This window comes from Vibrio sp. CK2-1, assembly GCF_021726515.1.
In the GTDB taxonomy this organism is placed as follows: domain Bacteria; phylum Pseudomonadota; class Gammaproteobacteria; order Enterobacterales; family Vibrionaceae; genus Vibrio.
Map to the genome: position 1 here is coordinate 536893 of NZ_JAKKCJ010000002.1, position 22811 is coordinate 559703.

Genomic DNA, 22811 nt, shown 5'->3' on the forward strand with positions numbered 1-22811 from the left:
ATAACAATGAACAGAGAAATTTTAGCGGTTGTTGAAGCAGTTTCGAATGAAAAAGCTGTTCCCCGTGAGCGTATTTTTGAAGCATTAGAAATTGCTTTAGCTACGGCAACAAAAAAGAAAAGCCCACACGAAATCGAAGTGCGCGTTGAAATCGACCGTAAAACGGGTGATTTTGAAACATTCCGTCGTTGGTTAGTCGTTGAAGAAGTTGAATTCCCAACTAAAGAAATTTCAATTGAAGCGGCTCAATACGATAACGAAGAAATTGAACTTGGCGGCTACATTGAAGATGATATGGAGTCAGTAACGTTTGACCGTATTACGACTCAAACCGCTAAGCAAGTTATCGTACAAAAGGTACGTGAAGCTGAGCGCGCTCAAATCGTTGAACAATTCATCGACAATGAAGGCGAGCTAGTAACAGGTGTTGTGAAGAAAGCAACACGTGATGCGGTTATCGTTGATCTTGGTAATAACGCAGAATCTGTGATTTTACGTGAAGATCAGCTGCCACGTGAAAACTTGCGTTCAGGTGACCGTATTCGTGGTCTTCTATATGCAGTTAAACCTGAAGCGCGTGGTTTCCAACTATTCTTAACACGTTCTAAGCCAGAAATGCTGATTGAACTTTTCCGCATTGAAGTGCCAGAAATTGGTGAAGAACTGATTGAATTGAAAGCGGCAGCTCGCGATCCTGGTTCTCGCGCTAAGATTGCAGTTAAAACTAACGACCGTCGTATTGACCCAGTTGGTGCTTGTGTTGGTATGCGTGGCGCACGTGTGCAAGCTGTATCTGGCGAGCTTGGTGGTGAGCGTATCGATATCGTTCTTTGGGATGATAACCCAGCGCAATTCGTGATTAACGCAATGGCTCCGGCCGATGTGGCTTCAATCATTGTTGATGAAGATTCACACTCAATGGATATTGCAGTTGAAGCGGATAACCTAGCTCAAGCGATTGGCCGTAGCGGTCAAAACGTACGTCTTGCTTCTCAACTTACTGGTTGGGAATTAAATGTGATGACGGTAGCTGAGTTGAATAGTAAGCACCAAGAAGAATCGGTTGCGGCTATCGAAGGCTTCATGAAGCATTTAGATATCGAGCAAGATTTTGCCGAATTACTGGTTGAAGAAGGTTTCTCTACTCTTGAAGAAATCGCTTACGTTCCAGTGAACGAATTACTTGAAATTGATGGTCTTGAAGAAGAGTTAGTTGAAGAGTTACGTGGCCGTGCGAAAAATGCACTGACTACGTTAGCGCTTGCTCAAGAAGAATCATTTGAAGGTTTAGAGCCTGCTGAAGACCTACTTGCTTTAGACGGCTTAGAGCGCGAAATGGCGTTTAAACTCGCGGCTAAAGGGGTAGTGACTTTAGAAGATTTAGCTGACCAAGGTACTGATGAGTTAGAAGGCATCGAAGGCCTAAGTGAAGAACGTGCAGGCGAATTAATTATGGCCGCACGTAACATTTGCTGGTTTGGCGACGAAGAATAATTTTCAGCAAGGAGAAAGCAGTATGACAGAACTGACAGTGAAAGCGCTAAGTGAAGAAATTGGTACTCCAGTTGAGCACTTAGTAGAACAACTTGCTGATGCTGGTATGAAAAAAACCAGTACAGACAGTGTTACAGATGATGAGAAGCAAAAACTTCTTGCTCATCTGAAAAAAGGCAACGGTTCAACAAGTGACTCAGAACCGACTCGCCTAACTTTGCAACGCAAAACTAAAAGCACATTAAGCGTGTCTGCTGGTGGCGGTAAGAGCAAAGAAGTACAAGTTGAAGTGCGTAAAAAGCGTACTTACGTGAAGCGTTCTGCGGTTGATGAAGAAGCCCAACGTGAAGCGGAAGAACTAGCAGCACGTGAAGCAGCAGAAGTGGCCAAGCGTGAAGCAGAAGAAAAAGCAAAATTAGAGGCTGAAGCGAAAGCAAAAGCTGACGCCGAAGCAAAAGCCAAGCGTGAAGCAGCAGATGCCGCGAAACGTGAAGCTGCGGAAAAAGCAAAAGCTGAAGAAGCGAAAGCGGCCGCAAAACGTTCTCCTGAAGAAAAAGCGCAACATGACGCTGCTAAGAAAGAAGCAGAAGCATTGAAGCGTCGTCAGGAAGAAGAAGCTCAACGTAAAGCAGAACAAGAAGCACAAAAATTGGTTGAAGAAGCACGTAAGTTAGCAGAAGAAAACGAAGCTCGTTGGTCGGAAGAAGAGAAGAAGAAAAAAGAATCTGAAAACTCTGATTACCACGTAACGACAAATAAACATGCTCGCGCAGCGGAAGATGAAGCTGACCGTCGCAGTGAAGCAAGTCGTCGTAAGAAGAAAAAGCCAGCGAAAAAAGAAGATGACCGTTTTGGTGGTCGCAATGCTCGTGGCGGACGCAACCGTAAAGGTAAATTGGCTAAACCAACTTCTATGCAACAAGGCTTTGATAAAAATGCCACTGTTGCAAAAGCAGAAGTTGTGATTGGCGAAACAATCGTTGTTTCTGAACTGGCAAACAAAATGTCAGTGAAAGGTACTGAAGTCATCAAAACCATGATGAAGATGGGCGCGATGGCGACTATCAACCAAGTGATCGACCAAGAAACTGCAGCGCTAGTTGCGGAAGAAATGGGTCACAAGGTAGTACTTCGTAAAGAAAACGAATTAGAAGAAGCAATTCTATCTGATCGTGATAACACCACAGAAGCAACACCTCGTGCGCCAGTGGTTACTATCATGGGTCACGTTGACCACGGTAAAACATCGACGCTTGATTACATTCGTCGTAGCCGTGTTGCATCAGGTGAAGCGGGTGGTATTACTCAGCACATCGGTGCTTACCACGTTGAAACTGATAATGGCATGATCACCTTCTTGGATACTCCAGGACACGCCGCATTTACTTCAATGCGTGCTCGTGGTGCTCAAGCGACAGATATCGTTGTTCTTGTTGTTGCAGCAGACGATGGTGTTATGCCACAAACAATTGAAGCGATTCAGCACGCAAAAGCGGCAGAAGTACCTCTTATTGTTGCGGTTAACAAAATCGATAAAGAAGATGCGAATCCAGATAACGTTAAAAATGAGCTTGCTCAATACGATGTTATTCCTGAAGAGTGGGGCGGCGAGAACATGTTCGTTCATATCTCTGCTAAGCAAGGAACTAACATTGAAGGCCTGCTAGAAGCTATCTTGTTACAAGCTGAAGTTTTAGAACTTAAAGCGGTAACAGATGGTATGGCTTCAGGTGTGGTTGTTGAATCTCGTCTTGATAAAGGCCGTGGTCCAGTTGCAACTGTACTGGTTCAAGCTGGTACTCTACGTAAAGGCGATATCGTACTTTGTGGTCAAGAATACGGTCGTATCCGTGCGATGCGTGATGAGAATGGTCAAGAGATCACTGAAGCGGGTCCTTCTATTCCTGCTGAGATCCTTGGACTATCAGGCGTACCAGCTTCTGGTGATGAAGCTACCGTAGTACGTGATGAGCGTAAAGCGCGTGAAGTTGCGAACTACCGTCAAGGTAAATTCCGTGATGTGAAACTTGCTCGTCAGCAAAAATCGAAACTTGAAAACATGTTCTCTAACATGGAAGCGGGTGAAGTTGCTGAACTTAACGTGGTACTGAAAGCAGACGTTCAAGGTTCTGTTGAAGCTATCGCTGATTCATTACGTAAACTTTCAACTGAAGAAGTGAAAGTGAACATTGTAGGTTCTGGTGTTGGTGGTATTACTGAAACGGATGCAGTACTTGCAGCCGCATCTAACGCTATCATCCTTGGCTTTAACGTTCGTGCTGATGCTTCAGCTCGTCGTACTGTTGAAAATGAAAGCCTAGACCTACGTTACTACTCAATCATTTACCAATTGATTGACGAAGTGAAAATGGCTATGGGCGGTATGCTTGCTCCTGAATTTAAGCAAGAGATCATTGGTCTTGCAGAAGTTCGTGATGTCTTCAAGTCACCTAAACTAGGCGCTATCGCTGGTTGTATGGTTACTGAAGGTGTTATCAAGCGTAATAACCCAATCCGTGTACTTCGTGAAAACGTAGTTATTTACGAAGGTGAGCTTGAATCACTACGTCGCTTTAAAGATGACGTACAAGAAGTTCGTAATGGCTACGAGTGTGGTATCGGCGTTAAGAACTATAATGATGTTCGTGCTGGTGACCAAATCGAAGTATTCGAAATCGTTGAGATTAAACGTACTCTTGATTAATCAAGTTTCGTTACCTTTCAAAGGTATATGACGAACGGTTGTTTAATACACCATGGGGAGCATTATGTGCTCCCCATTCTTTCTGTAGAAACACTCAAAATTTGAGTGAACAGATGTGAGAAAAGATATGTCAAAAGAATTTAGCCGTGCACAACGTGTTGCACAACAGCTACAAAAAGAACTAGCTTCTATCCTACAACGTGACGTACGTGATTCACGTATCGGCATGGTGACCATTTCTGATGTAGAAGTATCGCGTGACCTAGCTTATGCCAAAGTATTTGTAACCTTCCTATGTGTTGGTGATCAAACGCCAGAATCGAGCCTAGAAGCGTTAAAAGAGCACGAAGTTGCTGTTCGTATGACGCTTGGTAAGCGTATTCGTCTGCGTTTAACGCCAGAAGTTCGTTTTACTTACGACAACACTCTCGTTGAAGGTATGCGTATGTCTAACCTGGTAAGCGAAGTAGTTAGCAAAGATAACAAACGCAAGAAAGATGCTGGTCGTGAGGACGAAGGAGAAGAGTAATGGCTCGTAGACGTCGTGGTCGTCCTATTGATGGCGTTTTATTACTAGATAAACCAACCAGTATTAGCTCAAATGATGCGTTGCAAAAAGTAAAGCGCATCTATTTTGCTGAAAAAGCTGGCCATACTGGTGCTCTCGATCCTTTAGCAACAGGCATGCTGCCAATTTGCCTAGGAGAGGCGACTAAGTTCTCTCAATTCTTATTGGATTCAGATAAGCGTTATCGTGTGATCGCCAAACTAGGTGAGCGTACCGATACTTCTGACTCTGATGGCGAAGTGGTACAAACTCGCGAAGTGAAAATAGATCGTGGTTTGCTTGAGCGTTGCATTGCCAAGTTCCGTGGTACGACTGACCAGATCCCATCGATGTTTTCAGCATTAAAATACCAAGGTAAGCCTTTGTATGAATATGCTCGTCAAGGCATCGAAGTGCCACGTGAATCTCGTAAAATTACCGTATTTGAGATCACCTTGATTCGCTTTGAAGGTCATGAAGTCGAGATGGAAGTACATTGTTCAAAAGGTACTTACATTCGTACTATCGTTGATGATCTAGGCGAAATTCTAGGTTGTGGCGCGCATGTGACTTATCTTCGTCGCACTGGTGTTGCACGTTATCCTTATGAGAAAATGGTGACACTTGAGCAGCTTGAAGCCTTGTTAGAACAGGCGCGTGAGCAAGAGGTTGAACCTCGTGAGTTGCTTGATCCGTTACTATTGCCAATGGATACTGCGGTAGAAGATCTCCCTGAAGTGAATATGATTCCTGAATTAGCCGAATTAGCCCAACATGGCCAACCGGTGCAAATTTCTGGCGCACCGACGGAAGGTGTGGTTCGTATGACTATGGGTGAAGAACGTACCTTTATTGGTGTGGCGAATATCGATGATGATGGACGTGTCGCACCGAAAAGATTGGTGGTGTTTAGGTAAAAGCGGGAACGAGTAGCTAGTTCCTAGGAGATCGAGTCTCGTTGCTCGGGCGCTTCGCTTCTCGAATTTCGGGTCGAGCCACGAGCAGCGCAGCGCCCGAAACTCGAGCCTAGCAATATTTTTTTAGAGATGAAACTCTTTGCTTTTACGATTTTATTCCCCTATAATCCGCGCTTCGCGTGTCGGCTGAATCAGAGATTGGCTGACACATTTATACACTCACTCTTATTAGGAGAGCATTATGTCTCTGAATGCAGAAACTAAAGCAGCAATCGTTGCAGAATACGCACAAGCTGAAGGCGATACAGGTTCACCAGAAGTACAAGTAGCACTACTTACTGCTTCTATCAACCACCTACAAGGTCACTTCGCTGATCACAAACACGATCACCACAGCCGTCGCGGTCTACTACGTATGGTTTCTCGTCGTCGTAAACTTCTAGATTACCTAAAAGGTAAAGATCTAGATCGTTACTTCGCTCTAATCAAGCGTCTTGGCCTACGTCGTTAATTCGTCGTTTGGTTTAATACCAAGATTAGAAAGCATTTGTTTTATCTATGGCTGCTTGCTCAACAAGCAAAGATAAATTAAACAGATACTGAAAAAAGGAGCTCCGGCTCCTTTTTTTGTGCGTGTAATCTAGCCAATCTCACAGCGATTAAGCATTTATCTAGTGCTGAAATAAGACATTTCTCCCTAAGTGGTTTATACTACGACTCGTTTGTTTTAGTTAACGTGTTCATCATGTCTAACTTAAAATAAACCTCTGTTGATTAACTTTACAGTCACCGATGTCGACCATGAAGGTCGCGACTAATAACAGCCTTTTCCTGTACCTCTTCTCATTATTGAGCGAGTGACCTTTTGAAAAATCTGCTATTAGTCGCGATTGGTAAAGTAGTCACAGGGTATTGATATACTTTGAAATTATTTAATTAAGGATCTTTACGTGAAAGCAATCGTAAAAAAATTCCAGTACGGTAACCATACCGTTACTCTAGAAACTGGCGTAATGGCTCGCCAAGCAACTGCTGCTGTAATGGCAAGCATGGATGACACTTCTGTATTCGTATCTGTTGTTGCGAAAAAAGAAGCGGTTGAAGGTCAAGACTTCTTCCCACTAACAGTAAACTACCAAGAGCGTACATACGCTGCAGGTAAAATTCCTGGTGGTTTCTTCAAGCGTGAAGGCCGTCCTTCTGAAGGCGAAACACTAACTGCACGTCTGATTGACCGTCCAATCCGTCCACTTTTCCCTGATGCATTCAAAAACGAAGTTCAGGTAATTGCGACAGTAGTATCTGCTAACCCTAATATCTCTCCAGACATCATCACTATGATTGGTACGTCTGCAGCGCTAGCGATTTCTGGTGTTCCATTTAATGGTCCAATCGGTTCTGCGCGTGTTGGTCACATCAATGGTGAGCTAGTACTTAACCCAAGCGAAACTGAGCTTAAAGAATCTAAGCTTGACCTTGTGGTTGCCGGTACTGAAGGCGCAGTATTAATGGTTGAGTCAGAAGCTGACAACCTAACTGAAGAAGAAATGCTAGCAGCAGTTGTTTACGGTCACGACCAACAACAAGTTGTTATCTCTGCAATCAACGAATTTGCAGCTGAAGTAGCAACCCCTTCTTGGAATTGGGAAGCGCCTGCTGAAAACACTGATCTTAAGAATAAGATTGCTGAATTAGCAGAAGCTCAACTGATCGAAGCTTACCAAATCACTGAAAAGATGGCGCGTTATGACCGTATCCATCAGCTTAGCGACGAAGTAAAAGAAAAACTATTAGCTGAAAACGAAGAGCTAAATCCAAAAGAAATCCACGCGATCTTCCACGATTTAGAGAAAAACGTAGTACGTAGCCGCATTATTGCTGGTAACCCACGTATCGACGGTCGTGAAAAAGACATGGTTCGTGCACTAGATGTACGTACTGGCGTTCTTCCACGTACTCACGGTTCTTCACTATTCACACGTGGTGAAACTCAGGCGCTTGTAACAGCAACGCTTGGTACACAACGTGATGCACAAATCATCGATAGCCTACTAGGTGAGAAGAAAGATAACTTCCTTCTACACTACAACTTCCCTCCATACTGTGTAGGTGAAACTGGTTTCGTTGGTTCTCCTAAGCGTCGTGAAATTGGTCACGGTAAACTAGCGAAACGTGGTATTGCTGCGGTTATGCCTTCTGTTGAAGAATTCCCATACACAGTTCGTGTTGTTTCGGAAATCACTGAATCAAACGGTTCATCTTCAATGGCTTCTGTATGTGGTACTTCTCTTGCGCTTATGGATGCTGGTGTACCAATTAAGTCTTCTGTTGCGGGTATCGCGATGGGTCTAGTGAAAGAAGGCGACGACTTTGTTGTTCTTTCTGACATCCTAGGCGACGAAGATCACCTTGGTGACATGGACTTTAAAGTTGCGGGTACTAACGACGGTATCACAGCACTTCAAATGGATATCAAAATCGAAGGTATCACTAAAGAAATCATGCAAATTGCGCTTAACCAAGCACAAGGCGCACGTAAGCACATCCTTAAAGTGATGGACGAAGCGATTTCTGGTGCTCGTGAAGAGATCTCTGAATTTGCTCCACGTATCCACACTATGAAAATCTCTGCTGAGAAGATCAAAGACGTTATCGGTAAAGGTGGTGCAGTTATCCGTGCTCTAACGGAAGAAACTGGCACAACAATTGAAATCGATGATGACGGTACAATCAAGATTGCTGCGACTGAAGGTGAAGCTGCGAAAGAAGCGATTCGTCGTATCGAAGAAATCACTGCAGAAGTGGAAGTAGGCCGTATTTACTCAGGTAAAGTTGCTCGTCTTGCTGACTTCGGGGCATTCGTAACGATTCTTCCTGGTAAAGATGGTCTAGTACACATTTCTCAAATCGCTGACAAGCGCATCGAGAAAGTATCTGACTACCTTTCTGAAGGCCAAGAAGTTCAAGTTAAAGTACTTGAGATTGACCGCCAAGGCCGTGTTCGTCTAAGTATGAAAGAAGCGGTAGAAACAACTGAAGCACCGGCTGAACCATCAGCTGAGTAAGTTGTCTTAATCTAGACGCTGATAAAGAGAGGGGCTTCGGCTCCTCTTTTTTTATGCTCGTTTAAAAGGTCATTTGAACTTAAAAGGTTCTTTAGTATGAGTATAAGTTTGGGCCTACTTCATTCCTGTTCTACTTTATAAGAAGTGGTTACTAGGAGAAACAACGTGTATATTGGTGGCTAACACCATGTCACTAAAGTGATATTCGAATATACGAGAACAGTTATACTGCAGAGGAGCACGTTATTCGTGAAATATGTTAAATGGTTTAGCCTTATTGCTGCCTTCTTTTTAATGGGCTGTGCAAACCAAGGTAACTCTTCAAATTCATGGGCATATCCGCCGATGGCGATTCCATTGCAGCCTTCTATTCAACAAGAAGTTCAGATCGCTCGCTTAAACCAACTACTAACCCGCAAAGATGTGACCCAAAATGTACGTGCTCAAATGTTTGCTGAACGTGGTCGCTTTTTAGATAGCGTCGGTTTAGCTGATTTAGCACGCCTAGACTACGAACGCTCTCTAAAACTCAATCCTGCACAATCGGAAGTCTTTAATGTGCTTGGGGTGTATTTTACCCAAATGAGTGATTATGACTCTGCCTTTGATGCCTTTGATTCAAGTTTAGAGCTAGATCCAAATAATCAATATGCTGAGCGTAACCGTGCGATTGCTTTGTATTACGCAGGACGTAATCCTTTAGCATTACAGGATATGACCAGTAACTACGAGAAAGATACTTCTGATCCGTACCGCGCACTATGGTTGTACTACATTCAGCGTGAAGACAATGCGGAGCAAGCAACGGCAGATCTAAAACAACGTTATCAACAAAAAGATGAGCAATGGGGTTGGGATCTTGTCGGTATGACCCTGGGTGAACTGAGTGAAAATGAAGTCTTAGAGTCGGTTGCCATGACCACACAAAATAATGTCGAGTTGGCGCAAAAACTGACGGAAGTGTATTTCTATTTAGCGAAGAATTACCAATATAAAGGTGATTATTCTAACGCGATTGCACTGTATAAACTGTCGATTTCATTGAACGTCTATGAGTTTTCTGAGCACCGCTATGCTTTCTTAGAACTAGGTCGTATCTTTAAGTCTATTCAAGCTGAACGCGCTGAAGAAGCCCAAAAAGATAACCAAGGGGAAGATAGCCAAGATCAAGATAACAAGGCGAATGAGATTCAAGAAGGCGAGCCAACACCACAGCAAGAATCGAATAATCAACCACTACAAACTTATCAAGCCCCAAAGCTTAGTGCTTAATACGCTTGTAGGTTAAAGAAATAGATAGAAGAAGGGCCTCATATTTTTTTGAGGCCCTTTTTATATTTAAAGATCTAGTTTATTTAAAGATCTAGGCAGTTAACGTTAGCTTTGAACTAATCCCGCCAATTGATGCCAGTAGCCATTACATTGTTTGTTATCGGTAATAATGCGTTTTTGATTATCTTGATTGGCTTTAAAATCAGATAGGGTAGTTAAGGTTTCAATGCCTAGTGGACTTAAACGTACCACATCAACCAATCCTTGCATGCTTTGCAGATCATTGCCTAGGTTATAACAATAGCCAGATTGAGTTTGGATGCCATTTAAGTTGAAGACCTCTTGCCCTTCTTGGCTGCTGACTTGAATTCCGGTTGGGTACTTAATGCAGCAAGTCTCACAATCATCTTTGGCCTTATCTTCAGCGCGAGCAGTAAAGCAACGAGCAGAGTAGGCTAAAGGTAAGTATCCGTAGCTGAACACTTCCACTTCAAATTGGTCACGAATACCGATTTCATCACATTGTTCTAAAGTATTGCGTAGCCAGTCGCGAGATAATTCCACCGGCATACACCAGCGAATCATGCCTTGCTTGGCAAAGACTTTAAGCGTATGAGCATTATAAGTATTGACCGCAGCACCGACCACGAAAGGCACTTTCGCTTCGTATGCCAGTTGAATGCCAGACACATCGTTAGCTTCAATCGCAAAATCACCGTTATCGATGTATTTCTTCATTACATTAACTTCACTCGGCGCTTCTAATAACGCCATGGTAGACAATACTACTTGTTTACCAGATTGAGCTAAGTCTTTGGCGATATCAAACCATTGCGCAGGTTTCATCTCTCGACGTTTTGAGCACACCGTTTCGCCTAGGTAGATAATATCGGCTTGGCTATTTTTCGCTTGTTGGTAAAAGCTTTCTACATCGGCTTTGGGCCAAAAATAAAGAATAGGGCCAAGTGAGTACTGTAAGTTTTTTGCTTGAGTCATTATCTTGTCCTATCTACTGCCATTTACGATGATAAGCACCGAGCGTGGTTTGTGTGCCTTCGGATACATTGGCCAAGGCGGCATTCCATTGAGGTTCAACTTGATACGCTTCAGGATTCGCAAGATAGCGGTCGATAGCGGCGCGCCAAGTGCGAGTGACTTGTTCCACATAAGCTGGACTACGTTGACGACCTTCAATTTTTACCGAAGCGACATTGGCAGCAAAAAGCTCAGGCAGCATGGATAATGTATTAAGACTGGTTGGCTCTTCTAACACGTGATAACGCTGATCTTCACCAGTAATATTGATATCAAATCGACCTTTGCAAAGGGTTGGGTAGCCTGCATTTTCACCTTCGCCATAACGGTCGATAAGAATGTCATTGAGTCGAGACTCTAAGCCTTCTTGGGTTTCTTGCCAGCGAACATATTTGGCAGGAGAACAAGCGCCGACGGTGTTTGGTGATTCTCCCGTTAGATATGAAGATAAGTAGCAACGGCCTTCCGCCATAATGCATAGGCTGCCAAATGCAAACACTTCAAGCTCAACGCCTTGTGGAATATTACGTGAGAGTTGTTTTACTTGATGCATTGAAAGCACGCGGGGCAGTACCACACGTTTAACATTAAAGTTGTTGGCGTAGAAGTTAACCGCTGCGCTGTTGGTAGCTGAAGCTTGAACCGATAAGTGCAGTTCCATGTCTGGATATTTATTTGAGGCGTAGTCCAGTAAAGCAATATCCGCGATGATCAGAGCATCGACACCAAGATCGACTGCTTGATCGACCGCATTGGTCCAGCGTTCAAAGCCATTTGGATGAGCAAATGTGTTTAACGCAACATGAATTTTTTTATTATGATCGTGTACGTACTGAACCGCTTTATCTAACTTCTTACCGTTAAAATTAAGTCCGGCAAAGTGACGTGCGTTGGTGTCATCTTTAAATCCAATGTAAACGGCATCCGCACCACAATCGATGGCCGTTTTGAGTGCCGGTAAATTACCCGCAGGGCAAAGTAGTTCCATCCTTTTTTCCCTTATAAATTGTAGAATGGGCGTCATTTTATGGGATCTATCACCGTGGGAATTGATGTAAGGCAGGTTTCAGTTCGATACCTCTACCTATAAAGTGGTTTTTTTATAAAAATGTGAGCTTTTTTGATTCAACACAGGTTCGTCGTAGTGTAGCCATGTAAAGTAAGACTCTTTATCATGGAGGTATTATGTTCTCACGTTTTCGTACTCAAGCTGTGGCTAATGCCGCGTCATTACTCGCTATTCCTAGTAAACTCATTCCGCAATCCATTCATAATAAAGTGCTATTAGAAGGGCTAAAGCGTGTTTTTCATGAAGCACTAGAAGATGGTGATTTTGAGTTCTTGCAAGACCGTTGGTTAAAGGTATCGATTAGCGATATCGGTTTAAGTTGGATGATCAGCTTTGATGATGGCAATTTGATTGTGTCAGATAAACCTCAACAGCAAGATGTCAGTTTTTCTGGTCGCTTGAACGATATGGTTTTGATTGCGGGCCGCAAAGAAGATCCCGATACCTTATTCTTCCAACGACGCCTAAAAATTGAAGGGGATACTGAGCTTGGGCTAGAAGTGAAGAATTTAATGGATAGCTTAGATTTAGATTCACTGCCTAAACCAGTCACTCAAACCATGCAGCAATTAGCAAGCTTTGTTCAACAAGGCCTAGTGGAACAACCCTCACAAACAGCGGTAGCGTAAACTCGAATCTTGACGTTCCTTGTATATAGAAACTACTTGGGTATAAATGTCTGCTTTTTGAGTTTGCCCACAATTGATGTGAGAAAAGTGAGAATGATGGCGTGATTCGGTATAGAATTCACTCCCTATTTTCACAATCATAATGAGAGTCACCATGCAAATTCGTACCGAAGCTCCGGCTGATATTTTAACGATAGATGCATTACTAAAAGCGGCCTTTCCAACGCCAGCAGAAGCTAAGCTCGTTCGCGCTTTACGTGAAAACAGCCGCTTTACGCTTTCGCTAGTCGCTTGTAGTGATGAAGGTGAAGTGATTGGCCATGCTCTATTTACGCCAGTGACGGTCGATGGTGAAGACTATGGTTGGCAAGGTTTAGCGCCGGTTGCGATAAAAGAATCTCATCGCGGCCAAGGTATTGCAGAGCAGTTAATCCGTTCGGGGTTTGATTCGTTACTTGAATTTGGTTATTCCGCTTGTGTGGTACTGGGTGAACCTAACTACTATTCACGCTTTGGTTTTAAGAATGCGGAATTGTTCGGTTTAGCTTCTATTTATAATCAAATGCCGGAATTTACCCCAGGTGCATTTCAGGTTATCGCATTAGATGATGGCGCTTTAGAAGGTAAGTCAGGCTTGGTAGAATATAGCCCTGAGTTCCAAGGTTAGTAATATCATGTTTGACGATTCCAATTCAGAGCTACACCAACCAGAGCTACGCCAACAAAGCTATTTAAAGGAAATGGGCATTTCAACCTTTGAAGTCGCCCATCCTGATAAGCTAGAAGGTTATCAATCTCCCAGTATTAGCTTGCCAAATGACTGCGCTTTATTGCTGGTGGCAGAGACGTGCCCGCAAGGTGAAGATGCTACGCTGTTTATTAAAGTATTAGCCAGTATGAAGTTGCAGCCAGAGCAAGCCTTGCATTTAACCCCCGGGCAATTAGCTCAATTGCAGCAGCATAGTCTCAATTGGGTGTGGTTTGCCGGCTGCGATGATGGAATCCCAAGCAATGATGATCTCCCTCAATGGGACTCGGTGAAGTCGCTGCATTCTCCTGCACTCAGTGCGATTCATGGTAATACTCAAAACCGCCGAGATCTTTGGCAGCAGATTTGTTCTTATGACTAATAACCTTCGTATTACACCGCTACAAACTGAGCAGCTAGATTCCGTGTGGCAAATTGAGCAAATTGCTCATAGCCATCCTTGGTCGGAATCGATGATCCGCGATCTATCTCATCAAAATTCAGCCAACTCTAGTAAGTATCAATTTGCGTTGTGGGCCGATGAGCAATTGGTCGGTTATCTGTATAGCCAAAATATTGTTGGTGAAGTGACATTACTGACCATTGCGGTGGATCCTAGCCAGCAAGGTAAAGGCTATGGACGAACACTGATTGAGCATTTAATCGAACATAGTGAAAACGCCAATGCCGAGGGTATTTGGTTGGAAGTTCGAGAAAGTAATCGTGGCGCGTATCATTTGTACGAGTCGCTTGGCTTTAATGAAATCGATCGTCGCGTCAACTACTACCCTTCAACAAAGAACAGCAGTGGTAAAGAAGATGCCATCATCATGAATTTGATCTTGGATGATGATTTTAATCCCTTCGCTTAACTAACCATTAAATAGGTTGAGCCTGAAACTGTGATGAGTTTGGGCTTTCAACTAGAGTTATCACAAATTTTGCGTATAATTCGCCCATCTCACATTTGTGATCCTATTATCTATCATATTGACGTTCTCAGTATGAGTATGAACAAAGTATAAGGTTTCCTTCATGTCTTTCCTTTCTGAAGTTGGCAAGCGTCGTACGTTTGCGATCATCTCTCACCCGGATGCGGGTAAAACCACCATCACTGAAAAAGTATTGTTATTCGGAAACGCTTTGCAAAAAGCAGGTACGGTTAAAGGTCGTGGTTCAAACCAACATGCCAAATCTGACTGGATGGAAATGGAAAAAGAACGTGGTATTTCGGTTACTACTTCTGTTATGCAGTTCCCATACAACGATTGCCTAGTAAACCTACTGGATACTCCGGGACACGAAGATTTCTCGGAAGATACTTACCGTACGTTAACCGCAGTGGATTCTTGCTTGATGGTTATCGATGCGGCAAAAGGTGTCGAAGACCGTACTCGTAAATTGATGGAAGTAACCCGTTTGCGTGATACGCCAATTGTTACCTTTATGAACAAATGTGACCGTGATACGCGTGATCCAATGGATTTGCTCGATGAAGTAGAAAGCGAATTAAAAATGGCTTGTGCACCGGTTTCATGGCCGATTGGTAGCGGTAAAGAATTTAAGGGCGTTTATCACATTCACCGTGATGAAACGATCCTTTATGCAACAGGTCAAGGTCACACGATTCAAGAAGTTCGTACCATTAAAGGGCTTGATAACCCTGAGCTTGATACTGCGATTGGTGAAGAAGTGGCTGAGCAATTACGCGAAGATCTAGAGCTAGTGATTGGCGCGGCTCACGAGTTTGACCAAGATCTTTTCCTGAAAGGCGAATTAACACCAGTATTCTTCGGTACCGCTCTGGGTAACTTTGGTGTCGATCACATGCTAACCGGTTTAACCGAGTGGGCTCCTGCGCCACTTGCTCGTGAAGCCAATGAACGTACCGTAGAAGCGAAAGAAGAAAAATTCTCAGGCTTTGTATTTAAGATTCAAGCAAACATGGATCCTAAGCACCGTGACCGTATCGCTTTCATGCGTATCGTATCGGGGACTTATACTCAGGGCATGAAAATGAATCATGTTCGTACCGGTAAAATGGTTAACATTTCTGATGCAGTAACCTTTATGGCCGGTGACCGTTCTCGCGCAGAACATGCTTATGCTGGTGATATTATTGGTTTGCACAACCACGGTACGATTCAGATTGGTGATACCTTTACTCAAGGTGAGGCGTTGAAGTTTGCTGGTATTCCTAACTTTGCGCCAGAATTGTTCCGTCGTATTCGTCTACGTGATCCGCTAAAACAAAAGCAATTGCTTAAAGGCTTAGTACAGCTTTCTGAAGAAGGCGCAGTACAGGTATTCCGTCCACTACAAAATAACGATCTGATTGTAGGTGCGGTCGGTGTGCTTCAGTTTGACGTGGTTGTGGCGCGTTTAAAATCGGAATACAACGTAGAAGCGATTTATGAAAGCGTGAATGTGGCAACCGCTCGTTGGGTTGAATGCGATGATGAGAAAAAACTGGATGAGTTTAAACGTAAGAACCAAACTAACTTAGCGTTGGATGGCGGTGATAACTTATCTTACGTTGCGCCGACTATGGTTAACTTAAACTTAGCCAAAGAACGTTTCCCTGATATTGAGTTCCGTGCGACACGTGAGCACTAAGTAGTATTCATACTTAGTGAGCAATATTGAAGTTATAACCAAAAGGGTTGGCGTAGTGCCAGCCCTTTTGCTTTAATTGTGTCGAGACACGAGACACGAGACACGAGACACGAGACACGAGACACGAGACACGAGGACGTTATGTTATTAGCAAAATTAAAACACTGGCTGGCACGCTATGATGCATGGTGTGAAGAGCTCGGTTTAACGCCAGAGCATAAACGTAGTTGCTGTGCTTATCGTCCTGATCCGGCGCATACTACCAAGCCGACCGATAAAAACGACTTTAATGCCTAATCACACCTTTATCGATACCCATTGCCATTTCGACTTTCCTGTTTTTTCAGATCTCAATAAAGAGTTAGCTAAAGCGCAAGAAGCCGGAGTGTGCAAGATAGTCATTCCAGCGACTCAGCAATCCGGTTGGGAACATTTACAATCGCTGTCAGAACAACACTCTTCACTTTATTATTCCCTAGGCCTACATCCTTATTTTCTAGAGCAGCACAATTGTCTAGATCAACACCGTTTTTTAGACCAACACCGTTTTTTAAACCAAAATAGCGAATCCTCGCTTGAGCAACTTGATAAGGCGTTAACTCAAAGGGATCTTAAGTGTGTTGCGGTAGGAGAGTGCGGTTTAGATTTTATGCTCGATGCGCCACTGTTAACTGAACAGAATATTCAAAAGCAATACCAGCTCTTTGATGGCCAACTACAACTTGCGATTAAACACGACTTGCCACTTATTATTCATGCGCGTAAATCTCACGATAAGATCTTGCAACGCTTGCGAAATAACCCTCCACAAAAAGGTGGTGTCATTCACGCTTTTTCAGGAAGTTATCAGCAGGCATTGGAATATGTGAAATTAGGCTTCTATATTGGAGTGGGCGGGGTAATTACTTACCAACGGGCGAATAAAACTCGTCAAGCAATTGCTCAATTACCACTAAACCGTTTAGTGCTTGAAACCGATGCGCCAGATATGCCGGTTTTTGGTTACCAAGGTCAACCGAATCATCCTGCACATTTGTTAGACATATTTGACTCATTATGTGTATTACGCAAAGAGCAAAAATCCGAGATTGCCAAGCAACTTTGGTATAACAGTTGCCAGTTATTTCAAATTGAGTGATAAATTTGATGAATATAAAGCAACCGTTTGCTTTGCTGTCAATATGAAAAAAGCAAACGTTTGGTGATATAGATCACGCGATATTATGTTTTTCATTTAATTTTCATAAATAAGTGTGATTTCGGTATTACTTTGTTACCTATTGTCAGAGTATAATCGCCCCCGCTTTCGAGCCCTGAAACACTTTTAATCAATTCACTACAAATAAGGAAGCCATATACCATGAGCCTGGTTATGAGCATTGTCGGTATGATTTTTCTGCTTGCTGTAGCAGTACTATTCTCTGACAACCGCAAAGCAATTAATTTACGAACTGTAGGTGGCGCATTTGCCATTCAATTCTGTTTAGGTGCATTCGTTCTTTACGTCCCTTGGGGTAAAGATCTACTTGCGTCAATGACAAACGGTGTTCAACACGTTTACGATTTCGGAAATGAAGGTATTGGGTTCCTTTTTGGTAACTTAGTGAACTTCTCTGTTGACGGTATCGGCTTCATTTTTGCATTCAAAGTTTTACCGACCGTTATCTTCTTCTCTGCACTTATCTCTGTTTTATACAACATCGGCGTAATGCAGATCGTTATTAAACTGTTAGGTGGTGGTTTGCAGAAAGCACTAGGTACTTCTCGTGCGGAATCAATGTCTGCAACGGCTAACATCTTCGTTGGTCAAACAGAAGCACCATTAGTAGTTCGTCCATTTGTTCCTAAGATGACTCAATCTGAACTTTTCGCAGTAATGTGTGGTGGTTTGGCTTCAGTTGCTGGTGGTGTAATGGCGGGTTACGCAGCTATGGGTGTACCACTTTCTTACCTAATCGCAGCATCTTTCATGGCGGCACCTGGTGGTCTACTATTTGCAAAAATCATCAAGCCTGAAACCGATGAGCCAATCGAGCAACTTGCTGACGCTCAATCTGATGAAGATGACAAGCCTGTAAACGTGATTGACGCTGCCGCTGTTGGTGCATCATCTGGTTTGCAACTTGCACTAAACATTGGTGCGATGCTACTTGCTTTCATCGGCTTAATCGCTTTACTTAACGGCATCTTAGGTGGCGTTGGTGGTTGGTTCGGTATGCCGGATCTAACACTAGAACTTATCCTAGGTTATGTTTTTGCACCTGTAGCTTGGTTGATTGGTGTTCCTTGGAACGAAGCAATTCTAGCGGGTTCATTCATCGGTCAGAAAACTATCCTGAATGAGTTTGTTGCTTACTCTAACTTTGCACCATACCTAGCAGATGGCGCGACTATGGTTCTTTCTGAGAAAACTAAAGCAATCATTTCTTTTGCTCTATGTGGTTTCGCGAACCTATCATCGATTGCGATTCTACTTGGTGGTCTTGGTAGCCTTGCTCCAGCTCGCCGTTCAGATATTGCGCAAATGGGTATGAAAGCAATCCTTGCTGGTACATTATCTAACTTAATGGCAGCAACCATTGCAGGCTTCTTCATCACTCTACAAGCACTATAAGTAAGAGTTACTATATATAGACGCCGTTATACGTAAATCAAAGCCGTAGCATGAACTTGCTACGGCTTTTTGCGTCTTAGTATTACAGATTAAAGTCATAGTCTTTATATGGGTATTAAGGCTTTTTGAGATACAAACCGTTTGCGTTCAGGATAGTGACTGACCTCACGGAATAAATCAGTATAATCATCAGTAAATTCACACTAGCAATGTATGTTCATTTAATTTGTTCATCGAGCTTATTAAGGATTCAATAAGTTTGTTAGTGAGATATGTTCACAACACATGATGTGTTTGCAGCCAAACTCCGGCTTTACTGGTGAATTGGTTGTGCGGTGACAGGGATTGCAATTAGCGCGCTACACTAATCAAATGAATTAGTTAACGAGCTAAGTCTTCAAGGAACCAAGTCCGTTCATTTCTGACAACTTGGCTCTGGCTGCTTTCTAAAACAGATTGTTTTTGAGGAGAGTACAGAGAATCGCACTACACTTTAAACGTGTTATTTGTATTTGAAGTAGTGTGAAAACAACAGTTGTCATAATAATTTTTTGATATCGGAGATAGAAATGAGCGATTTACAAGCAGCAGCTTTACGTGCACTAAAATTAATGGATCTCACCACATTAAATGATGACGATACCGATGAGAAAGTGATTGCCCTTTGTAAGGATGCAAAATCACCGGTTGGCAATACTGCTGCCATCTGTATTTACCCACGTTTTATTCCAATTGCGAAGAAAACGCTGCGTGAACAAGGTACTCCTGAGATCCGTATTGCAACCGTGACTAACTTCCCACACGGTAACGATGACATTGAGGTTGCAGTTGCTGAAACTAAAGCGGCTATTGCTTACGGTGCTGATGAAGTGGATGTGGTTTTCCCATACCGCACATTAATTGCTGGTGACGAAAAAACAGGTTTTGAGCTGGTTAAGCAATGTAAAGCAGCGTGTGGCGATGTACTACTGAAAGTGATCATCGAAACTGGCGAGCTTAAAGAAGAAGCCTTGATCAAACGTGCTTCAGAAATTTCAATCGAAGCAGGCGCAAACTTCATCAAAACCTCAACCGGTAAAGTGCCAGTTAACGCAACGCCAGAGTCAGCTGAAATTATGCTGAAAGTGATTCGCGATATGGGCGTAGCTAAAACCGTTGGCTTTAAGCCTGCTGGTGGCGTACGTACCGCTGAAGATGCTCAAGCTTATCTTGCAATGGCAGATGAGATTCTTGGCGCTGATTGGGCAGACAACATGCACTACCGTTTTGGTGCATCTAGCCTACTAGCAAACCTTTTAAATACGTTAGGCAAAGGTGAAAAAGCGGCGGAAGGCGGCTACTAATCCTACCTAATTGATAGTAATGCTTTGGTTACCAGAATAGCCAAAGTATTACCTTTTCCTCTCGTATCTGAATGGGTGATAGCTATGTATCTTCCTCAAGAAATTATTCGAAAAAAACGTGATGGTGAAGTACTGACGGCTGAAGAAATTAACTTCTTTATCCAAGGCGTCGCCAAGGACACGATTTCTGAAGGTCAAATTGCTGCATTCGCAATGACCATTTTCTTCAATGAAATGAATATGGATGAGCGTATTGCATTAACGTGTGCGATGCGAGATTCCGGCATGGTGATCGATTGGTCACACATGAACTTCCCAGGCCCAATCGTCGATAAGCATTCAACTGGCGGTGTTGGGGATGTGACCTCATTAATGTTAGGTGCGATGATCGCCGCTTGTGGTGGCTTTGTTCCTATGATCTCAGGCCGTGGCCTAGGGCATACTGGCGGTACACTGGATAAATTAGAATCAATCCCAGGTTATAACATCATGCCTTCTAATGAGGTTTTCGGTGATGTAACCAAAGAGGCGGGTGTGGCGATTATTGGCCAAACAGGCGATTTAGCACCGGCTGACAAACGTGTTTATGCCACGCGAGATATCACGGCAACGGTCGATAATATTTCTCTGATTACTGCTTCTATCTTATCTAAGAAGTTGGCAGCCGGTTTAGATTCACTGGTTATGGACGTTAAAGTAGGTTCTGGCGCATTTATGCCAACTTATGAAGCGTCAGAAGAGCTCGCTCAGTCTATTGTTGCGGTGGCAAATGGCGCAGGCACTAAGACCACTGCTATTCTTACTGATATGAATCAAGTATTGGCTTCATCAGCAGGTAACGCTTTAGAAGTGAAAGAAGCGGTGCAGTTTTTAACGGGAGAAAAGAACTCTCGCGGTGAAGTGCGTAACCCTCGCTTACTTGAAGTGACCATGACGCTATGCGCTGAAATGTTGGTGCTTGGCCATTTAGCTGATAGTACTGAAGATGCTCGAATTAAATTACAGGCGGTTTTAGATAACGGTCGTGCAGCGGAATGTTTTGGCAAAATGGTAGCCAGTCTTGGTGGTCCGAAAGATTTTGTACAAAACTACGATGCTTACTTACCTAAAGCTGAAATCGTTAAGCCAGTCTACGCCGAGCAAGCGGGCACAGTAACCGCTATGGATACGCGTGCGATAGGTATGGCGGTAGTATCAATGGGCGGTGGCCGTAAAGTGGCATCGGATAGCATTGATTACGCGGTTGGCTTTGACCAATTTATTCGCCTAGGTGAACAAGCCGATAGCAATACTCCATTAGCGATGATTCACGCAAGAAGTGAAGCGCAATGGCAGCAAGCGGCTAACGAATTACAACAAGCGATCACGGTGTCTGATGAAACTTATCAACCGACACCAGAGATTTATCGTCAAATCCGAGCAGAAGATCTGTAACGATCACTGTTTGGCAGGAGTATCAACCATGAAACGTGCGATTATTTTAGTATTGGATTCTTTCGGTGTTGGCGCAACGCAAGATGCTGATAAATTTGGTGATGTAGGTGCCGATACCTTAGGTCATATTGCCGAGCAATGTAATAAAGGTTTAGCGGATAATGAAAACCGCAGTGGTCCTTTGCGTCTACCTAACTTATCGAAACTAGGTCTAGGTAAAACCGCTCAAGAATCAACAGGGACTTTCCCAGTTGGGCTTGATGAAAATGCCGAAATCACTGGCGCTTATGCTCACGCTGCGGAACTATCTTCAGGTAAAGATACTCCGTCGGGTCACTGGGAAATTGCTGGTGTGCCAGTGCTGTTTGATTGGGGCTACTTTACCGATGAGAAAAACAGCTTCCCTCAAGAACTACTCGATAAGATTGTTGAGCGCGCTAACTTGAAAGGCTACCTAGGTAACTGTCATTCATCTGGTACGGTGATTTTAGATGAGCTTGGCGAAGAGCACATGAAGAGCGGAAAACCTATCTTCTACACTTCTGCTGACTCAGTATTCCAAATTGCTTGTCATGAAGAAACCTACGGCCTAGATAACCTACTAGAACTATGCCAAATCGTACGTGAAGAACTTGAGCCTTATAATATTGGCCGTGTTATTGCGCGCCCATTTATTGGCAATAAGCCAGGCGAATTTGCTCGTACTGGTAATCGTCGTGATTTATCCGTTGAGCCGCCATCAGCAACCGTGCTGCAAAAACTGGTTGATGAGAAAAATGGCGAAGTGATCTCAATTGGTAAAATTTCAGATATCTACGCCGGTTGCGGTATTACCCAAAAAGTAAAAGCAACAGGCTTAGAAGCATTGTTTGATGCAACGCTAGAGCAAGTGAAAACCGCGGGTGATAACACTATCGTGTTTACTAACTTTGTGGATTTCGACTCATCTTACGGCCACCGTCGTGATGTAGCAGGCTATGCGGCGGCACTAGAGTACTTCGACAAGCGCTTACCTGAAATCCAAGCGATGCTGCAAGAAGATGACGTTTTGATTCTGACCGCTGACCATGGTTGCGATCCAACGTGGCCGGGAAGCGACCATACTCGCGAACATATCCCAGTATTGGTTTCAGGCCCTAAAATCCCAGCCGGATCATTAGGTCGCCGTGATACTTTTGCCGATATTGGCCAAAGCCTAGCAGAATACTTCGGTACGTCTGATATGGAATACGGTAAGTCGTTTTTATAGACGAATCTCGTTGCTCGAATGCTCGTAACTCGATAGCGACGGCATTCGATTAAACAAACTTCTAAAAATTAATTG

Annotated in this window: 20 protein-coding genes; 18 read left to right on the forward strand and 2 right to left on the reverse strand. The window is 43.5% G+C overall.

All coding sequences use genetic code 11. The annotated features are described in order from the left end of the window. Window positions 1-6: 6 nt before the first annotated feature. The 7 genes from nusA (at window position 7) to nlpI (ending at window position 9999) form a co-directional block, all read left to right on the forward strand. Window positions 7-1494: a transcription termination factor NusA gene (nusA, locus tag L3V25_RS07380; RefSeq protein ID WP_237294758.1), complete on the forward strand. Its 1488-nt coding sequence runs from the start codon at window positions 7-9 to the stop codon at window positions 1492-1494. 22 nt (window positions 1495-1516) lie between these two features. After that, on the forward strand, window positions 1517-4198 hold the full coding sequence (infB, locus tag L3V25_RS07385) for a translation initiation factor IF-2 (RefSeq protein ID WP_237294759.1): 2682 nt from the start codon (window positions 1517-1519) through the stop codon (window positions 4196-4198). Between the two features lie 127 nt (window positions 4199-4325). After that, the gene (rbfA, locus tag L3V25_RS07390) at window positions 4326-4727 is read left to right on the forward strand and encodes a 30S ribosome-binding factor RbfA (RefSeq protein WP_237294760.1); all 402 of its coding nucleotides are present in this window, start codon (window positions 4326-4328) and stop codon (window positions 4725-4727) included. Then, a complete protein-coding gene (gene truB / locus L3V25_RS07395) occupies window positions 4727-5662 on the forward strand; it encodes a tRNA pseudouridine(55) synthase TruB (RefSeq protein WP_237294761.1) in 936 nt (311 codons plus the stop codon). The genes rbfA and truB overlap by 1 nt, the downstream gene beginning before the upstream one ends. Window positions 5663-5903: 241 nt before the next feature. Then, window positions 5904-6173 carry a 30S ribosomal protein S15 gene (gene rpsO, locus L3V25_RS07400; RefSeq protein WP_237294762.1) on the forward strand — a complete coding sequence of 90 codons (270 nt, stop codon included), beginning with the start codon at window positions 5904-5906 and terminating at the stop codon, window positions 6171-6173. 424 nt (window positions 6174-6597) lie between these two features. Beyond that, window positions 6598-8727 (forward strand): polyribonucleotide nucleotidyltransferase, encoded by a 2130-nt coding sequence (gene pnp / locus L3V25_RS07405; RefSeq protein WP_237294987.1) that lies wholly within the window; start codon window positions 6598-6600, stop codon window positions 8725-8727. Window positions 8728-8976: 249 nt separating this feature from the next. Beyond that, window positions 8977-9999 (forward strand): lipoprotein NlpI, encoded by a 1023-nt coding sequence (gene nlpI / locus L3V25_RS07410; protein WP_346656329.1) that lies wholly within the window; start codon window positions 8977-8979, stop codon window positions 9997-9999. A 105-nt stretch (window positions 10000-10104) separates the two neighbouring features. On the opposite strand, the gene L3V25_RS07415 is transcribed toward nlpI, so the two are convergent. Then, on the reverse strand, window positions 10105-10995 hold the full coding sequence (locus L3V25_RS07415) for a U32 family peptidase (RefSeq protein ID WP_237294763.1): 891 nt from the start codon (window positions 10993-10995) through the stop codon (window positions 10105-10107). Between the two features lie 13 nt (window positions 10996-11008). Further along, entirely contained in the window at window positions 11009-12022 is a 1014-nt protein-coding gene (locus tag L3V25_RS07420) for a peptidase U32 family protein (protein WP_237294764.1), read from the reverse strand. A gap of 197 nt (window positions 12023-12219) precedes the next feature. On the opposite strand from L3V25_RS07420, the gene L3V25_RS07425 reads away from it, so the two are divergent. The 11 genes from L3V25_RS07425 (at window position 12220) to deoB (ending at window position 22736) form a co-directional block, all read left to right on the forward strand. Further along, window positions 12220-12732: an SCP2 domain-containing protein gene (locus L3V25_RS07425; protein WP_237294765.1), complete on the forward strand. Its 513-nt coding sequence runs from the start codon at window positions 12220-12222 to the stop codon at window positions 12730-12732. Window positions 12733-12886: 154 nt separating this feature from the next. Further along, window positions 12887-13399, forward strand: a complete 513-nt coding sequence (locus L3V25_RS07430) for an N-acetyltransferase (RefSeq protein WP_237294766.1) — start codon at window positions 12887-12889, stop codon at window positions 13397-13399. Window positions 13400-13406: 7 nt separating this feature from the next. Then, complete coding sequence (locus L3V25_RS07435; protein WP_237294767.1) at window positions 13407-13862, forward strand: DNA polymerase III subunit psi; 456 nt, start codon at window positions 13407-13409, stop codon at window positions 13860-13862. Then, window positions 13855-14352 carry a ribosomal protein S18-alanine N-acetyltransferase gene (gene rimI / locus L3V25_RS07440; RefSeq protein ID WP_237294768.1) on the forward strand — a complete coding sequence of 166 codons (498 nt, stop codon included), beginning with the start codon at window positions 13855-13857 and terminating at the stop codon, window positions 14350-14352. The genes L3V25_RS07435 and rimI overlap by 8 nt, the downstream gene beginning before the upstream one ends. A gap of 163 nt (window positions 14353-14515) precedes the next feature. Then, the gene (prfC, locus tag L3V25_RS07445; protein WP_237294769.1) at window positions 14516-16096 is read left to right on the forward strand and encodes a peptide chain release factor 3; all 1581 of its coding nucleotides are present in this window, start codon (window positions 14516-14518) and stop codon (window positions 16094-16096) included. A gap of 141 nt (window positions 16097-16237) precedes the next feature. Beyond that, window positions 16238-16393, forward strand: a complete 156-nt coding sequence (locus L3V25_RS07450; RefSeq protein WP_169716303.1) for a hypothetical protein — start codon at window positions 16238-16240, stop codon at window positions 16391-16393. Then, window positions 16386-17234 carry a TatD family hydrolase gene (locus L3V25_RS07455; protein ID WP_237294770.1) on the forward strand — a complete coding sequence of 283 codons (849 nt, stop codon included), beginning with the start codon at window positions 16386-16388 and terminating at the stop codon, window positions 17232-17234. The genes L3V25_RS07450 and L3V25_RS07455 overlap by 8 nt, the downstream gene beginning before the upstream one ends. Before the next feature lie 222 nt (window positions 17235-17456). Continuing rightward, a complete protein-coding gene (locus L3V25_RS07460; RefSeq protein WP_237294771.1) occupies window positions 17457-18710 on the forward strand; it encodes a NupC/NupG family nucleoside CNT transporter in 1254 nt (417 codons plus the stop codon). Between the two features lie 569 nt (window positions 18711-19279). Further along, complete coding sequence (deoC, locus tag L3V25_RS07465) at window positions 19280-20053, forward strand: deoxyribose-phosphate aldolase (RefSeq protein WP_237294772.1); 774 nt, start codon at window positions 19280-19282, stop codon at window positions 20051-20053. A gap of 84 nt (window positions 20054-20137) precedes the next feature. Beyond that, window positions 20138-21487: a thymidine phosphorylase gene (deoA, locus tag L3V25_RS07470; RefSeq protein ID WP_237294773.1), complete on the forward strand. Its 1350-nt coding sequence runs from the start codon at window positions 20138-20140 to the stop codon at window positions 21485-21487. Between the two features lie 28 nt (window positions 21488-21515). Next, window positions 21516-22736 carry a phosphopentomutase gene (deoB, locus tag L3V25_RS07475; protein WP_237294774.1) on the forward strand — a complete coding sequence of 407 codons (1221 nt, stop codon included), beginning with the start codon at window positions 21516-21518 and terminating at the stop codon, window positions 22734-22736. The last annotated feature ends 75 nt before the right edge of the window (window positions 22737-22811 follow it).

Excerpts from the sequence above, each read along its gene's own strand:
- nusA (WP_237294758.1), top strand. The coding sequence starts at position 7 with ATGAACAGAGAAATTTTAGCGGTTGTTGAAGCAGTTTCGAATGAAAAA.
- infB (WP_237294759.1), top strand. The coding sequence starts at position 1,517 with ATGACAGAACTGACAGTGAAAGCGCTAAGTGAAGAAATTGGTACTCCA.
- rbfA (WP_237294760.1), top strand. The coding sequence starts at position 4,326 with ATGTCAAAAGAATTTAGCCGTGCACAACGTGTTGCACAACAGCTACAA.
- truB (WP_237294761.1), top strand. The coding sequence starts at position 4,727 with ATGGCTCGTAGACGTCGTGGTCGTCCTATTGATGGCGTTTTATTACTA.
- rpsO (WP_237294762.1), top strand. The coding sequence starts at position 5,904 with ATGTCTCTGAATGCAGAAACTAAAGCAGCAATCGTTGCAGAATACGCA.
- L3V25_RS07415 (WP_237294763.1), bottom strand. The coding sequence starts at position 10,995 with ATGACTCAAGCAAAAAACTTACAGTACTCACTTGGCCCTATTCTTTAT.
- L3V25_RS07420 (WP_237294764.1), bottom strand. The coding sequence starts at position 12,022 with ATGGAACTACTTTGCCCTGCGGGTAATTTACCGGCACTCAAAACGGCC.
- L3V25_RS07425 (WP_237294765.1), top strand. The coding sequence starts at position 12,220 with ATGTTCTCACGTTTTCGTACTCAAGCTGTGGCTAATGCCGCGTCATTA.
- L3V25_RS07430 (WP_237294766.1), top strand. The coding sequence starts at position 12,887 with ATGCAAATTCGTACCGAAGCTCCGGCTGATATTTTAACGATAGATGCA.
- L3V25_RS07435 (WP_237294767.1), top strand. The coding sequence starts at position 13,407 with ATGTTTGACGATTCCAATTCAGAGCTACACCAACCAGAGCTACGCCAA.
- rimI (WP_237294768.1), top strand. The coding sequence starts at position 13,855 with ATGACTAATAACCTTCGTATTACACCGCTACAAACTGAGCAGCTAGAT.
- prfC (WP_237294769.1), top strand. The coding sequence starts at position 14,516 with ATGTCTTTCCTTTCTGAAGTTGGCAAGCGTCGTACGTTTGCGATCATC.
- L3V25_RS07450 (WP_169716303.1), top strand. The coding sequence starts at position 16,238 with ATGTTATTAGCAAAATTAAAACACTGGCTGGCACGCTATGATGCATGG.
- L3V25_RS07455 (WP_237294770.1), top strand. The coding sequence starts at position 16,386 with ATGCCTAATCACACCTTTATCGATACCCATTGCCATTTCGACTTTCCT.
- L3V25_RS07460 (WP_237294771.1), top strand. The coding sequence starts at position 17,457 with ATGAGCCTGGTTATGAGCATTGTCGGTATGATTTTTCTGCTTGCTGTA.
- deoC (WP_237294772.1), top strand. The coding sequence starts at position 19,280 with ATGAGCGATTTACAAGCAGCAGCTTTACGTGCACTAAAATTAATGGAT.
- deoA (WP_237294773.1), top strand. The coding sequence starts at position 20,138 with ATGTATCTTCCTCAAGAAATTATTCGAAAAAAACGTGATGGTGAAGTA.
- deoB (WP_237294774.1), top strand. The coding sequence starts at position 21,516 with ATGAAACGTGCGATTATTTTAGTATTGGATTCTTTCGGTGTTGGCGCA.